At 67.1% G+C, this 12,399-nt stretch carries 17 protein-coding genes; 11 read left to right on the forward strand and 6 right to left on the reverse strand.

Translation table 11 applies throughout. The features are described 5' to 3' along the window. Window positions 1-17: 17 nt before the first annotated feature. Together QNI11_RS19860 and QNI11_RS19865 are read right to left on the reverse strand one after the other, a co-directional pair. Window positions 18-944 (reverse strand): DMT family transporter, encoded by a 927-nt coding sequence (locus QNI11_RS19860; protein WP_283981468.1) that lies wholly within the window; start codon window positions 942-944, stop codon window positions 18-20. Continuing rightward, window positions 938-1,822 (reverse strand): LysR family transcriptional regulator, encoded by an 885-nt coding sequence (locus QNI11_RS19865; RefSeq protein WP_100928419.1) that lies wholly within the window; start codon window positions 1,820-1,822, stop codon window positions 938-940. Before QNI11_RS19865 ends, QNI11_RS19860 begins: the two co-directional genes overlap by 7 nt. A gap of 117 nt (window positions 1,823-1,939) precedes the next feature. On the opposite strand from QNI11_RS19865, the gene QNI11_RS19870 reads away from it, so the two are divergent. Continuing rightward, complete coding sequence (locus QNI11_RS19870; protein WP_283981469.1) at window positions 1,940-2,524, forward strand: FMN-dependent NADH-azoreductase; 585 nt, start codon at window positions 1,940-1,942, stop codon at window positions 2,522-2,524. A 220-nt stretch (window positions 2,525-2,744) separates the two neighbouring features. Here the strand turns inward: QNI11_RS19870 and QNI11_RS19875 are convergent, their stop codons facing one another. The 3 genes from QNI11_RS19875 to QNI11_RS19885 all read right to left on the reverse strand — a co-directional run bounded on the left by QNI11_RS19875 (window position 2,745) and on the right by QNI11_RS19885 (window position 4,898). Then, entirely contained in the window at window positions 2,745-3,614 is an 870-nt protein-coding gene (locus QNI11_RS19875) for an NAD(P)-dependent oxidoreductase (RefSeq protein ID WP_283981470.1), read from the reverse strand. Window positions 3,615-3,828: 214 nt separating this feature from the next. Then, window positions 3,829-4,275: a hypothetical protein gene (locus tag QNI11_RS19880; RefSeq protein WP_283981471.1), complete on the reverse strand. Its 447-nt coding sequence runs from the start codon at window positions 4,273-4,275 to the stop codon at window positions 3,829-3,831. Window positions 4,276-4,382: 107 nt separating this feature from the next. Beyond that, complete coding sequence (locus tag QNI11_RS19885) at window positions 4,383-4,898, reverse strand: hypothetical protein (RefSeq protein WP_283981472.1); 516 nt, start codon at window positions 4,896-4,898, stop codon at window positions 4,383-4,385. A 339-nt stretch (window positions 4,899-5,237) separates the two neighbouring features. Here QNI11_RS19885 and ffh point away from each other — a divergent pair, with 339 nt between their 5' ends. The 8 genes from ffh to rpsP all read left to right on the forward strand — a co-directional run bounded on the left by ffh (window position 5,238) and on the right by rpsP (window position 10,307). After that, a complete protein-coding gene (gene ffh, locus QNI11_RS19890) occupies window positions 5,238-6,749 on the forward strand; it encodes a signal recognition particle protein (protein WP_283981473.1) in 1,512 nt (503 codons plus the stop codon). An 89-nt stretch (window positions 6,750-6,838) separates the two neighbouring features. Then, window positions 6,839-7,372 (forward strand): GNAT family N-acetyltransferase, encoded by a 534-nt coding sequence (locus tag QNI11_RS19895; protein WP_100928425.1) that lies wholly within the window; start codon window positions 6,839-6,841, stop codon window positions 7,370-7,372. Next, on the forward strand, window positions 7,369-7,899 hold the full coding sequence (locus QNI11_RS19900; protein ID WP_283981474.1) for a GNAT family N-acetyltransferase: 531 nt from the start codon (window positions 7,369-7,371) through the stop codon (window positions 7,897-7,899). The genes QNI11_RS19895 and QNI11_RS19900 overlap by 4 nt, the downstream gene beginning before the upstream one ends. Continuing rightward, window positions 7,896-8,402, forward strand: a complete 507-nt coding sequence (locus QNI11_RS19905) for a GNAT family N-acetyltransferase (RefSeq protein WP_100928426.1) — start codon at window positions 7,896-7,898, stop codon at window positions 8,400-8,402. The genes QNI11_RS19900 and QNI11_RS19905 overlap by 4 nt, the downstream gene beginning before the upstream one ends. Further along, window positions 8,399-8,992: a GNAT family N-acetyltransferase gene (locus QNI11_RS19910; RefSeq protein WP_283981475.1), complete on the forward strand. Its 594-nt coding sequence runs from the start codon at window positions 8,399-8,401 to the stop codon at window positions 8,990-8,992. Before QNI11_RS19905 ends, QNI11_RS19910 begins: the two co-directional genes overlap by 4 nt. Then, window positions 8,992-9,594 (forward strand): GNAT family N-acetyltransferase, encoded by a 603-nt coding sequence (locus QNI11_RS19915; RefSeq protein WP_100928428.1) that lies wholly within the window; start codon window positions 8,992-8,994, stop codon window positions 9,592-9,594. Before QNI11_RS19910 ends, QNI11_RS19915 begins: the two co-directional genes overlap by 1 nt. Beyond that, complete coding sequence (locus QNI11_RS19920; RefSeq protein ID WP_100928429.1) at window positions 9,587-9,892, forward strand: chorismate mutase; 306 nt, start codon at window positions 9,587-9,589, stop codon at window positions 9,890-9,892. The genes QNI11_RS19915 and QNI11_RS19920 overlap by 8 nt, the downstream gene beginning before the upstream one ends. A gap of 49 nt (window positions 9,893-9,941) precedes the next feature. Next, on the forward strand, window positions 9,942-10,307 hold the full coding sequence (rpsP, locus tag QNI11_RS19925) for a 30S ribosomal protein S16 (RefSeq protein ID WP_100928430.1): 366 nt from the start codon (window positions 9,942-9,944) through the stop codon (window positions 10,305-10,307). Between the two features lie 108 nt (window positions 10,308-10,415). Here rpsP and QNI11_RS19930 read toward each other — a convergent pair whose 3' ends face one another. Beyond that, window positions 10,416-11,393 (reverse strand): hypothetical protein, encoded by a 978-nt coding sequence (locus QNI11_RS19930; protein WP_283981476.1) that lies wholly within the window; start codon window positions 11,391-11,393, stop codon window positions 10,416-10,418. Window positions 11,394-11,538: 145 nt separating this feature from the next. Between QNI11_RS19930 and QNI11_RS19935 the strand changes: the two genes are divergently transcribed. Together QNI11_RS19935 and rimM are read left to right on the forward strand one after the other, a co-directional pair. Then, window positions 11,539-11,679: a hypothetical protein gene (locus tag QNI11_RS19935; RefSeq protein ID WP_198521849.1), complete on the forward strand. Its 141-nt coding sequence runs from the start codon at window positions 11,539-11,541 to the stop codon at window positions 11,677-11,679. Between the two features lie 11 nt (window positions 11,680-11,690). Beyond that, window positions 11,691-12,194, forward strand: a complete 504-nt coding sequence (rimM, locus tag QNI11_RS19940; RefSeq protein WP_100928433.1) for a ribosome maturation factor RimM — start codon at window positions 11,691-11,693, stop codon at window positions 12,192-12,194. Window positions 12,195-12,399 lie beyond the last annotated feature (205 nt).

Genomic DNA, 12,399 nt, shown 5'->3' on the forward strand with positions numbered 1-12,399 from the left:
GATGAAGAGGAAGCGCATCAGCTGCGGTGGGCGTCCTCGTCCTTCAGCAGGAGGAGCAGCGAGATCACGGTGAGCGCCACGCCGGGCAGCACCGCCGCCGCGGGCGCGCCCTGTCCGAGCGCCAGTTGCCAGAGGATCACGCAGGACGGCACGAGGTAGGTGTAGGCCATGACCTTGGCCGAGGGCAGGCGCAGGGTGGCGAAGCGCATGATCAGGAAGGTCACGCCGGTCGCCATCAGCGCGGTGTAGAGGATCACCCACCAGACCACCGGAGGCAGCGCGGCCCAGTCGGTTGCCAGGATGTCCGGCGCCGCCCAGAGGCCGAGGATCGCCGCACCCGCCGTGAGGATCGCCGCGGTGAAGGCCAGCGCCGGTTCGCCGCGGTTCAGCCGGCGCAGCAGCGGCGAGTAGAGCGCGTGGCCGATGCAGCCCCAGAAGTAGACCTGCTCGCCGCGGCCGATCTCGAACCGGGCCAGCGCCGAGGGGTCGCCCCGGAAGATCACCCAGAGCGCGCCCGCGCCGCCGATGGCGATGGCCAGCGCCATGCGCGCGGTGGTCGCCTGACGCACCACCAGCCAGCCGAAGACCGCGGTCAGCGCCGGGTTAAGGGTGAAGACCGCCGCCATGCTGACAGGCTCCGCCGTCTTCAGCCCTTCGAACATCGTCACGAAGTAGAGCGCGAAAAGCCCCGCCAGCGCGAAGTAGCGCCAGGGGGCGCGGAAGACCCGAACCTCCGCCTGCCCCGCGCCCAGCGCCAGCGCCCACATGACCGCCGCCGCCACGGCGAAGCGCACCGCGGTCAGCACCGCCGGGTCGATGTACGGCCCGACCATCGCCCCGAACGGAAAACTCAGGGCGACGATCATTGCGAAACCCAGCATGGCGAGGTGGCCCTTGCCGGCCTCGCCCAGCCGCCCCTCCGCCGCGCCCGTCCGGTTCAGCACTCCGTTTCAGCCCCGACGAAGGCCTTCAGATGGGCGAGGAAGGCCTGCACCTTCGCGGTGCGGTGCAGGTCGACATGGGTCACCAGCCACAGCGGCGAGGCCCAGTCTTCCTGCGGGCCCATCACCAGTTCGAGGTCGGGGTTGTTCTTCGCCTCGCGCGTCGGCAGGAAGCCCAGCCCGGCGCCTGCCAGCAGCGCCTGCTGCACCACGCGGCTGTCCTCCGACCGGAAGACCACGCGTTCGGTGTAGGGGACCTGCGCCTGCAGCCAGCGGTAGAAGGGCGCGCGGTTCTCCGGATCGTCGTGGCCGACGAAATCGTGGTTCACGAGGTCGGCTGCGCCGGAGGGGCGGCCGCGCCGGGCGATGTAGTCCTTGTGGCCGTAAAGCCCGATGGACTGGCGCGCAAAGGCCTGCACCACGTTGTCGGGCTCCTGCGGCGCGTTGCCCGCGCGCAGCGCCACATGCGCCTCGCCGTATTCCAGCCGGAACAGCCGGTCGCCGGTCAGGAAGCGGACCACCACCTCCGGGTGCGCCTCGCGGAAGGAGGTCAGCGCCGGGACCATCAGCGGCGCAAAGGCCACAAGCGAGGTCACCAGCAGCTCGCCCGACACGTCGGAGCCGCGGCCGCGGATGCGTCCTTCGAGCTGCTGGAACTGGTCGGCGGTGGTCTGTGCCACCCGCAACAGGTCGGTGCCGGCCTCCGTGGCGGTGTAGCCGCGGGCGTGGCGCTGGAACAGCTTGACGCCCAGCCGCCCCTCGAGCGCGTCGATATGGCGGATCACCGTGGCGTGGTGCACGCCCAGAACCTCGGCCGCACCGCTGACGGTGCCCAGCCGCGCCACCTGGAAGGCGGTTCTGATCTCATCCCAATTGTCCATGTCTCACCATGTGCATCTGCAAACATATTCTGTCCATTTCCTCCGATTGCGTTCACGGATGCAAGAACCAAAATGAACGGCAGAGTTCACAAACCGGATATCGAACAGGAAAACCGAATGACACATACCTTGCTGCGCATCGACGCCTCTGCCCGCCACGAGAATTCCACCACCCGGACGCTGGCCGACCGCGTGGCGGAGCGCCTGCAACCGGCGAAGACCGTCACCCGCGACCTGAGCCAGGAGGTCATCCCGCAGCTCGACGCGGGCTGGCTGCACGCCATGTCGACCCAGACCGACGCTCGCAGCCCCGAGCAGCACGACCGGCTGGCCCTGTCCGACCGGCTGATCGCCGAGGTGCAGGAGGCCGACACCCTGCTGATCGCCATGCCGATCTACAACTTCAACGTGCCCGCCAGCCTGAAGGCCTGGTTCGACATGGTCGCCCGTGCCGGCATCACCTTCCGCTACACCGAGAAGGGCCCCGAAGGCCTGCTCGAGGGCAAGCGCGTGATCCTCGTGGTCGCCACCGGCGGGACCGAGGTCGGCAGCCCGATCGACTTTGCCACCCCCTGGGTGCGCCACATGCTGAACTTCATGGGGATCACCGACATCCAGGTGGTGCGCTCGGACCTGCAGAACCTCGACGCCGAGGCCTCGAAGGCGCGCGCCGAAGCCGACCTCGCCGAACTGGCGGCCTGACCGCCGACCGGACTTGCCGTGTCCTGCCCCCCGGCAGGACCCACCGGGGAGGGCGCTGCCCTCCCCGGACCCGTTCCGGGGTACGCGTCAGATGCCAGGCATCAGTGGCTCTTGCATCACATCGCAGCCCCGGAGCGCGGCGCTGCGTACGAAGGCCAAGGCCGGGGCCAAGCGATCATTCGTGCAAGATGCAGCGAACGGCAGGATCGGGCCCGAACTGTCAATATGTCGTTCCGCCATCGCCTTTCAGGACCTTGAACAACGCCATCACATGCTCTTCGGCGTAGCCGGCCTTGATTGCCTTGTCGAAAAGGGTGCCAATGTGGTTCGGAAACCCGGCATCAATGCCTACGTCCATGGCTTGCCGCTTCAATAGTTCCAGCGATGCCTGCCAAACGGACAACGTGGCCGTTCTTTGATCGTAAGTGCCGTCTCGTATCGTTCCGACATGATGCTGAATGCGTTCATTGTCAGGAAACATCGAAATGAACTTCTGCAGGTCTATTCCCTCTGCCTGGCATATGTTCGAAGCGTGCAGCATTCCCAAGAACTCGCCGAAGCGGATCGACAGCCATGCCAGGTCAAGCACGGATACGGCTGCAATGTCGTCGCCGAGATGCGCTATCTTCCCGCCCTGATGGCCCAGAAGTTTTTCAACCTGCCTGTAGCTGTCAGAGGGTCCGGAAATCAGGATGTTACCGTCCTTCGTTCCCAGATACTGGGGGCCACAGTGAATGGCACCGTAGAGAAAGTCGGCGTTTCTTGCAGCCAGCCATTTCTGGTCTTCCCTTACCTGTTTGGGCAGGCTGGTGCTGAGTTGAATTATCGTTCGACCATCGAGCAGCCGCCCGACTTGGCTGTGCCCAAAGAGGGTAAGAACTGATTTAGGATCGTCTACACAGATGATTAAGACCGGGCTCGCAACAATCGCGTCTGAAATCGTTGGAGCGACGACGACATTCTCGGGCTCCAACGCCTCTGCTTTCTTGATCGTGCGGTTCCAGACGGTTATGGAAACTCCGGCTCTCTGGTAAGCTCTGGCAAGCGCCGATCCCATCAGCCCGAGCCCGAAGATTGTGACTTCGCTCACTTCCCGATCTCCCGACCAAATGCGTGACGAGTGCTTAGACACTATGTCAAATCAGCAAGTTGACCAAGGTCCGGTTTGGGTCAGGAATGCCTGGCATCCGGGCCGGAATTGCCTGGTACGGCACCCTGGCAACATTCAGAGAGTGCGACACCAAGAGCCGGAAATGCACGCCATTCGGCAGCATGTCCGCCGGGATGAAGGGAACCTACGAACCTCAGGGCGCGACCCGGCCCTGCGCGGAGGCCGGGCGCAGAAGGCCGCGGACGTCGGGCGACCGGGGGTCGAGGTCGGCAAAGTCCAGCGCCGCCTCCGCCGTGCGGAACACGCCGATGGGATAGGGCGCGTCGGGATTGATGCGCGACCGGTAGAGGCGCGACACGCCGTAGGCCACGTCGCCCGGCGCGTAGATCGACGTCCGGGACCGGGGATCGCGGGTCTGGTAGTAGGGCCGCAGCCTTTCGGCCAAGGCACGCATCTCGACGAAGAAGTTGTCGGGAAAGCGGCAGTGGGCCAGGTCCATCAGCACGTTCTGCAGACCGTCGAAGTCCGGGTGCTGCTGGTAGTCGAGGAAGGCCTCGATGTTTTCCTCGGACCGCACCAGCCCGTGGAACAGCACGAGCACGATGTTGAGATCCGGGTGAACGGTGTAGTCGACTGGCATGGCGTCAATCGCGCCTCCTCGCGGCGCCCGGGCCCCCTCGGGCCATCTGCGCGGCGGGTTTTCGGATTAGCGGCCGCGCACGCTTTCCTGAACGATTTGTTGTGGGTTCAACGATGAAAGGCCGGTGCGGGTTGCACACGAGCGGGATTTTTCCGCAGGCGGCGCCCGTTGCCCCTCCCCTCTTGCGCAGGCCTCTGCGCCCTCGCAGCCGGGTCGAAGACCTCCTGCGCGCGCCAGTTCGCCGGGTCGATCCCGAGGTGTCCCAGCGCCCCGGCCGCGTCGCGGAAGATGGTGATCGGGTAGCCCGCTCCGGGGGCGGCCAGCGTCGCATAGGCCGTGGCGATGCGGAACGACCGGTCGTCGGGCGCAAAAAGCGCGCTGCGGGTCGGTGCGCTGTGGGCGCGGTAATAGGGGCGGCAGAGGTCGATCAGCAGCTGCACCTCCTTCACGGAGGTCAGCCAGCCGCCGCTCAGGTCCATGGACATGCGGTACTCCGGATCGAAGTCCGGCCCCAGCGCGTATTCGATCGACACCTGGGCCAGTTCCTCCGGGTCGACCCGGCCGACCCACGCAAAGCGCACCAGCTTGAGCTTGTCGAAAACCCGGTAACCGACCATGGTCATCCCCCTCCGGATGGGGAATGTTACCACAGATCGCCCGCCTTTCCAGAACATAGATCATTGACTCCGGGCGCGTGATGCGGCATGGACCAGCCACTTCCGGAAGTCCGCAGAGTCTTCCGGTCCCATGGGCATGGCCCGGGATCGACCTCCGTCAGCGCGTTGCGCCCACGGGGGCATTTCCGCATTGCCCCATGGCACAGGCGCTCCGGCGCCACGGAAGAAGGCGCCCCCGGCGCCATGGAACTCACCGGCGCCCCGGCGCCACAGGATTTGCGAAGCCGGTCGCCGCCCCCTACCTCTCAGGCGACCACCAGAGACATAGAGAAAGGCCAAGGGCCCATGTTCGAAAATCTCTCCGAACGCCTCGGCGGCGTCTTCGACCGGCTGACCAAGCAGGGCGCGCTCTCCGAGGACGATGTGAAGACAGCCCTGCGCGAGGTGCGCGTCGCCCTGCTCGAGGCGGACGTGTCGCTGCCCGTGGCGCGCCAGTTCGTCAAGGCGGTGGAGAAGAAGGCCACCGGCGCCTCCGTCACCAAGTCGGTGACCCCCGGCCAGCAGGTCGTCAAGATCGTCCACGACGAGCTGATCGCCACGCTGGCGGGCGAAGGCGAACCCGGTAAGCTGAAGATCGACAACCCGCCCGCGCCGATCCTGATGGTCGGCCTGCAGGGCGGCGGCAAGACGACGACCACCGCCAAGCTGGCAAAACGCCTGAAGGAGCGCGACGGCAAGAAGGTCCTGATGGCCTCGCTCGACGTGAACCGCCCCGCCGCGATGGAACAGCTCGCCATCCTCGGCACGCAGATCGGAGTCGACACCCTGCCCATCGTCAAGGGCGAGGACCCGGTCGCCATCGCAAAGCGTGCCAAGACGCAGGCCGGCCTCGGCGGCTACGATGTCTACCTGCTCGACACCGCCGGCCGCCTGTCCATCGACGAAGAGCTTATGGCGCAGGTGGAGGCGGTCCGCGACGTCGCCAACCCGCGCGAGACGCTCCTGGTGGTCGACGGCCTGACCGGCCAGGACGCCGTGCACACCGCTGAAAACTTCGACAACCGCGTCGGCATCACCGGCGTCGTCCTCACCCGGATGGACGGCGACGGCCGCGGCGGTGCGGCGCTCTCGATGCGCGCGATCACCGGCAAGCCGATCAAGTTCGTCGGCCTCGGCGAAAAGATGGACGCCCTCGAAACCTTCGAGCCCGAGCGCATCGCGGGCCGCATCCTCGGCATGGGCGACATCGTGGCCCTGGTCGAGAAGGCGCAGCAGACGCTGGAGGCCGAGCAGGCCGAGCGCATGATGAAGCGCTTCCAGAAGGGTCAGTTCAACATGAACGACCTGCGGATGCAGCTCGAGCAGATGATCAAGATGGGCGGCGTCGCCGGCATGATGGAAATGATGCCGGGCATGGGCAAGATGGCCAAGCAGGTCGACAGCGCCGACATGGACGACAAGATGATCAAGCGCCAGATCGCCCTGATCAACTCCATGACCAAGATGGAGCGCGCCAACCCCCAGATCCTTCAGGCCTCGCGCAAGAAGCGGATCGCGGCGGGCGCCGGCATGGAGGTCTCGGACCTCAACAAGCTGCTGAAGATGCAGCGCCAGATGTCCGACATGATGAAGAAGATGGGCAAGATGGGCAAAGGCGGGATGCTGAAGCAGGCCATGCGCGGCATGTTCGGCAAGGGCGGCATGCCGCCGGGCATGGACCCCTCGCAGATGGACCCGAAGGCACTGGAAGCGGCGGCCAAGCAGATGAGCGCCCGCGGCGGCATGCCCGGCCTGCCCGGTGCGGGCGGCGGCAGCGCCCTGCCCCCCGGCCTCTCCGGCTTCGGCAAGAAGAAGTAACCCTCCCGAAAGGACAGCCCCCGCGCTTCGCGCCGCCCGGCCCAGATTCGGCCCGGCTCCGGACCAGAAGCACACCGCCTGACACCGCCATGCCCGCACCCACGCTGCATACCCCGCGCCTGACGCTGCGCCAGCACGCCCTGGCCGACCTCGAACCGCTTTACGCGGCGCTGGGGAGCGAGCACGCGCGCTACATGGGCGGGCCGTTCTCGCGGCGCGACGCGTGGTACATCCTCGGCGCCGAGGCCGGAAGCTGGGACATCCTCGGCCATGGCTCCTGGGGCGTGGAGACGCGCGACGGCACCTTCGTCGGGCAGGTCGGCATCAACCGCCCGCCGCACTACCCGGAGGCAGAGATCGGCTGGACCCTCCTGCCGGAGGCCGAGGGCAAGGGCTATGCCACGGAGGCCACGACCGCCGCGCTGCACTGGGCCTGGGAAAACGGGTTTCAGACGCTGGTCTCCTACATCACGCCGGGCAACGACCGCTCCATCGCGCTGGCCGAACGGCTGGGTGCGGCCCCCGACCCGGACGCCCCCCTGCCCGAGGGCGAGACGCCCGAGGAAACCGTGGTCTACCGCCATGCGCCGGACACCGACGGCGCGCCGGAGGCCTATGCATGAGCCTGACCCGCGCGCCCCGCCTCGAAACCGACCGCCTGATCCTGCGCAGCCCGGAAACCGCCGACGCAGAGGCCTACATCGCCTTCCTCACCGACCGCCCCCGCGCGGACGGCTTCGGCGCCTATGACAACCGCGGCGACGCGTGGCGCTGGTTCGCGCTGAACGTCGGCCACTGGCACATCCACGGCTACGGCTATTTCACGCTGGAGCTGAAGGACACCGGCGCGGTCGCAGGCATCTGCGGCATCTGGAATCCCGAAGGCTGGCCGGAACCGGAAATCGGCTGGGCGCTCTTTGCCGGGCACGAAGGCAAGGGGCTCGCGGTGGAGGCCGCGCTCCGCGCCCGCCGCTGGGCCTACGAGGACCTCGGCCTTCCGGCCCTGACCTCCAACATCGTTCCGGGCAATGCCCGCTCCGCTGCCCTGGCAGAACGCCTGGGCGCCGTGCTCGAACGCACATACGACAACGTCTACATGGGCCAGGAAGAACTCTGGCGCCATCCCGCACCTAAGGATGTCCTGCCATGATGGCCTCGTATTCCCTCAGCACCGACCGTCTCGTCCTCCGCACCCCGCGCGAGGAAGATTTCGAACATTGCGCCGCCTTCATGTCCTCCGAACGGTCGAAGTTCACCGGCGGCCCGACCGCCGACCGCTTCGACATCTGGCGCGGGTTCCTCGGCTCCATCGGTCATTGGGGCCTGCGCGGCTACGGCTTCTTCACCGTGCTGCACGACGACCAGCCGGTGGGCCGCGTCGGGCTGGTCAACCACATCATGTGGGACGAGCCGGAGCTGGGCTGGCACCTCTTCGAAGGGCACGAGGGCAAGGGCTTTGCCACCGAGGCCGCCGAGGCCGTGCGCCTCTGGGCCGCGGAAACCCACGGGCTGAACCACCTGATCTCCTACATCCACCCGGAAAACGCCGCGTCGCGCCGCGTCGCCGAGCGGATGGGCGCCACCCACGAACGCGACACCACGCTTCTGGGGCAGAACGCGCAGGTCTGGCGGCACAGGAAGATCGTGCCATGACACCCCGTGATCTCAACGCGAAGGCACCGTGCGAAAAGCACCGCCCCGGTCCGGCCGCGCGCGCCGCGGCCCGGATGGGCGGCCGCGTGCCGGTCCTGGACACCAAAAGGCTGCAACTGCGCGGCCCGCGTGTCTACGACTTCGACGCCTACGCCGAGATCATGACCTCCGACCGCGCCATCTTCATGGACGGGCCCTACACCCGCGAAGAGGCCTGGGGCGACTTCACCAATTACGTCGCCTGCTGGATGCTGCACGGCCACGGCCTGTGGACCATCGACGCCGCCACCCAGCCGACCGCGGGCTTCGTGCTGCTGGGCTACGAATGGGAAGACCCGGAGCCGGAGCTGGGCATCTTCCTGACCGCCGCCGCCGAGGGTCAGGGCTTTGCGCTCGAGGCGCTCGAAGCGGCCCGCGACCATGCCTTCAACGACCTGAAGTGGGACAGCGTCGCCTCTTTCGTCGCCTCCGACAACGACCGGGCGAACCGCCTGATGAAGCGTTCCGGCGCCCGCCGCGATCCGGTGGTCGAGGCGCAGATCAGCGAAACCGACCTGCACGTCTGGCGCCACCAGAAGGAGGTCGTGTGATGCCCGGCCAGACCATTCCCGTGCTGGAGACGAAGCGCCTGCGCCTCTGCGCGCCCGAAGCGCAGGACTACCCGGACTTCAAGGCGACCTTCGCCTCCTACCGCTCGCGCTTCATGGGCGGGCCGCTCAACGCGTACGAGGCATGGATGCTCTACGCCGCCGAGATCGGCCACTGGGAAATCCGCGGCTACGGCATGTGGATGATCCACCTGAAGGACACCGGCGAAACCGTCGGCATGGCCGGCGGCTGGTTCCCCGCGAAATGGCCCGAGCGCGAGATCGCCTGGATCATCTGGCCCGACCGCTCCGGCAAGGGCTTTGCGCTGGAGGCGACCGACCGCGTCCGCCGCCACTTCTACCACGACCTTGGGTGGGAGACCGCCGTCTCCTACATCGACCCCAAGAACCTCGATTCCATCCGCCTTGCCGAACGGCTGGGCTGCTGGAAGGACCGCGAGGCCGCCACCATCGACGGCTCCGACGCGGTCTACCGCCACCCGACCCTGGACCAGCTCAAGGGCCAGACCGGGCACGGCATCGCGATGGAAATCGCGCACTACCAGGACCCGCTCTTCAAACCGAAAGGCTTCGCCATTGACTGACGTTCAGGACGATACACAGCGCGCAGCGATGCTGCTGAAAGGCCACCGCGAGTCGATCGACCGGCTCGACGCGATCCTCGTCTACACGCTGGCCGAGCGGTTCAAGCACACCCAGGCCGTGGGCGTCCTCAAGGCGCAGCACGACCTTCCGCCCTCCGACCCCGCGCGCGAGGAAAAGCAGATCGCGCGGCTCGAAGACCTCGCAGTCCAGGCCGACCTCGACCCGGATTTCGCCAAGAAATTCCTGAATTTCATCATTCAGGAGGTGATCCGTCACCACAAGGAACACCAGAACTGAGGCCACAAGACACGGCCTTCAATCGCCATTCAGATCAAGGAGAAACAAAATGGCAGTCAAGATTCGTCTCGCCCGCGGCGGTTCCAAGAAGCGTCCCTTCTACCGCATCGTCGCCGCCGACTCGCGCATGCCGCGCGACGGCCGCTTCATCGAGAAGCTGGGCACCTACAACCCGCTCCTGCCGAAGGATTCGGAAGAGCGCGTGAAAATGGACCTCGAGCGCATCCAGTACTGGATGTCCCACGGCGCCCAGCCGACCGACCGCGTGTCGCGCTTCCTCGAAGCCGCAGGCGTGATCGAGAAGAAAGAGCGCGCCAACCTCAAGAAGGGCGAGCCGGGCAAGAAAGCCCAGGATCGCGCCGAAGAGCGTGCCGCCAAGGCAGCCGCCGCCGAAGAAGCGACCGCCGAGGAATAATCGGCCCGCATCTGCGGCACGGTCCCCGGACCTTGTCAGAAGCCCCCGCCCCACCGGCGGGGGCTTTTTCGTGTGCGGATCACACCGGCCCCCGCGGCCCGAAGCGCCTCAGCGCCGGATCGACCAGGTCAGCGCAACCTCGTGGCCCGAGGCCTCCAGCATCCCGCGCTTCGATGTCCAGCCCGCCGGGCAGATCACCATCCCGGCCCGCGCGCCCCGCGCCGCCAATGCCGCCTCGGCGGCCTGCAACAAGCGCAGCGCCTCGCCCGCGACACGCTCCGCGCCGATCTCCGCGAACCCCTCGTGGAAATAGTCGTCGATCATGCCGATGCCCTTCGGATCGTGCGCGGCGGGCAGGTGCAGCGGGGTGGCGGGATGCGCGATGGCATAGCCCGACACCCGGCCCCCGGCCTCCGTCACCAGCATGTCGCGGTCCGTCAGCGTCAGGCTCTTGCGCATCCACGATTCGAACCGCGCATCCGCCTCCGGATGCGGCTTCCAGAACGGGTCGACCGCGTAGAGGCATTCCCGGTTCACCGCGCTCTGCGCCACAAGGCCGGGAATGTCCTCTGCCCCGGCCAGCCGCACAGCCCCATCCGCCGCATCCATCCGCGCGCCGTAATACAGCGTCAGCGGCTCGTAACCCGCCCCCTCCAGCGCCGCAGTCCAGGCACAGGGCAGCACGGAAGAGGCCAGCAGCACCCTTGCCCCCGCCTCCCGCAGGTCGGCCTCCGCCGCTTCCAGCAGCGCCTCTGCCGTGCCCTCCGGGGCGTCCGGCGCCACGGCGCAATCCTCCATCAGAAGGCCGGGCATCCCGTCCTCCCCGGCATAGATCGGCGGCACCGGCAGCAGGATGGAATGCGCGACACCCGTGATGCGCCCCTCTTCCTCTGCCACGGTCCAGCCATGCCGGATCGGCGTCCCGCCCTGTGTCGCACCCTCGATGAAGCTGGCGACCGCCGTTCCCGCATCGGGCTTCAGCGCCCACAGCGCGGGATCACAGGCCTGCCGCGCGGCCGCATCCTGCAACAGCAGCCCGGTGACGGACCCCACATCTTCGGGCGAAAACGGACGAACGACGGTCATGACGGGCACTCCTGCATTGAAACGCCACAAGCTAAGCCCGTTTCCCGCGCCTCTGCCAGCGGATGAACCGCCCCCGGCGGCTTCCCGCACACCCTGTGTCCGTCCCCTCTGGCCCCCGCCCGCGCGCCGTGGCACATGCTGCGCCATGTTCGGACTGATCCGCCTCCCCATCCTGTTGCTCATCGCCTTCGTTGCGGGCATCTTCTACGAGCGCGCGCAGCAGGAAGAGTCCTGCGCGGCGATGGGCGGCAACTGGATGCGTGCGGGGCTTTGTGCCCTGCCATGAGGACGACGGACATGGACCAGACGATCTGCGTCGGCGCCATCGCGGGTGCCTTCGGTGTGCAGGGCGAGGCGCGCCTGAAAAGCTTCACCGCCGATCCCCGCGCCATCGAGGACTACGCCCCCCTCACCACCGAAGACGGGCGCAGCTTCGACCTTCAGATCACGCGCGAGATCGCCAACGGTTTCGCCGCCCGGCTCACCGGCGTCCGCACCAAGGAAGAGGCCGACGCGCTCAAGGGTGTCCGCCTTTATGCCCCGCGCGACCGGCTGCCCTCGCTCCCCGACGACGAATTCTACCACACCGACCTGATCGGCCTGTCGGTCTTCGACACCGGCGGGGTGGAACTGGGCAAGGTGAAGGCCGTCCTGAACCACGGCGCCACCGACCTGCTGGAGCTGCACACCGCAGGCAAGAGCGGCACGGTCCTGCTGCCGTTTACCCGCGCCTGCGTGCCCACCGTCGACCTGACGGCCCGCCGAATTGTCGCCGATCCGCCCGAGGGACTGCTCGACTGAGCGATTCTCCGGGCTGCGGTTAGGGGGCCGAAATAAGGCAGCCGCCTTGCTTTCGCCACATTTTCTGTTTCAGTCCCGCACACAAAAGCTGCTAAAATGAGTGATCGCGCTACGTTCAGCGTCAATCAACTTAATTTACACCCTGCGTCACCCACTTCTTGCCACAGTTGTCGTCCATTTTTGGCCTCAATGGGGACGTATTTGA

It is taken from the genome of Sagittula sp. MA-2, from assembly GCF_030126985.1.
Lineage (GTDB): Bacteria > Pseudomonadota > Alphaproteobacteria > Rhodobacterales > Rhodobacteraceae > Sagittula.

Coding starts and splice junctions, on each gene's coding strand:
- QNI11_RS19885 (WP_283981472.1), bottom strand. CDS start 4,898: ATGACCATGGTCGGTTACCGGGTTTTCGACAAGCTCAAGCTGGTGCGC.
- QNI11_RS19865 (WP_100928419.1), bottom strand. CDS start 1,822: ATGGACAATTGGGATGAGATCAGAACCGCCTTCCAGGTGGCGCGGCTG.
- QNI11_RS19935 (WP_198521849.1), top strand. CDS start 11,539: ATGTTCGGACTGATCCGCCTCCCCATCCTGTTGCTCATCGCCTTCGTT.
- QNI11_RS19930 (WP_283981476.1), bottom strand. CDS start 11,393: ATGACCGTCGTTCGTCCGTTTTCGCCCGAAGATGTGGGGTCCGTCACC.
- QNI11_RS19880 (WP_283981471.1), bottom strand. CDS start 4,275: ATGCCAGTCGACTACACCGTTCACCCGGATCTCAACATCGTGCTCGTG.
- QNI11_RS19900 (WP_283981474.1), top strand. CDS start 7,369: ATGAGCCTGACCCGCGCGCCCCGCCTCGAAACCGACCGCCTGATCCTG.
- rpsP (WP_100928430.1), top strand. CDS start 9,942: ATGGCAGTCAAGATTCGTCTCGCCCGCGGCGGTTCCAAGAAGCGTCCC.
- QNI11_RS19870 (WP_283981469.1), top strand. CDS start 1,940: ATGACACATACCTTGCTGCGCATCGACGCCTCTGCCCGCCACGAGAAT.
- QNI11_RS19895 (WP_100928425.1), top strand. CDS start 6,839: ATGCCCGCACCCACGCTGCATACCCCGCGCCTGACGCTGCGCCAGCAC.
- QNI11_RS19905 (WP_100928426.1), top strand. CDS start 7,896: ATGATGGCCTCGTATTCCCTCAGCACCGACCGTCTCGTCCTCCGCACC.
- ffh (WP_283981473.1), top strand. CDS start 5,238: ATGTTCGAAAATCTCTCCGAACGCCTCGGCGGCGTCTTCGACCGGCTG.
- rimM (WP_100928433.1), top strand. CDS start 11,691: ATGGACCAGACGATCTGCGTCGGCGCCATCGCGGGTGCCTTCGGTGTG.
- QNI11_RS19910 (WP_283981475.1), top strand. CDS start 8,399: ATGACACCCCGTGATCTCAACGCGAAGGCACCGTGCGAAAAGCACCGC.
- QNI11_RS19915 (WP_100928428.1), top strand. CDS start 8,992: ATGCCCGGCCAGACCATTCCCGTGCTGGAGACGAAGCGCCTGCGCCTC.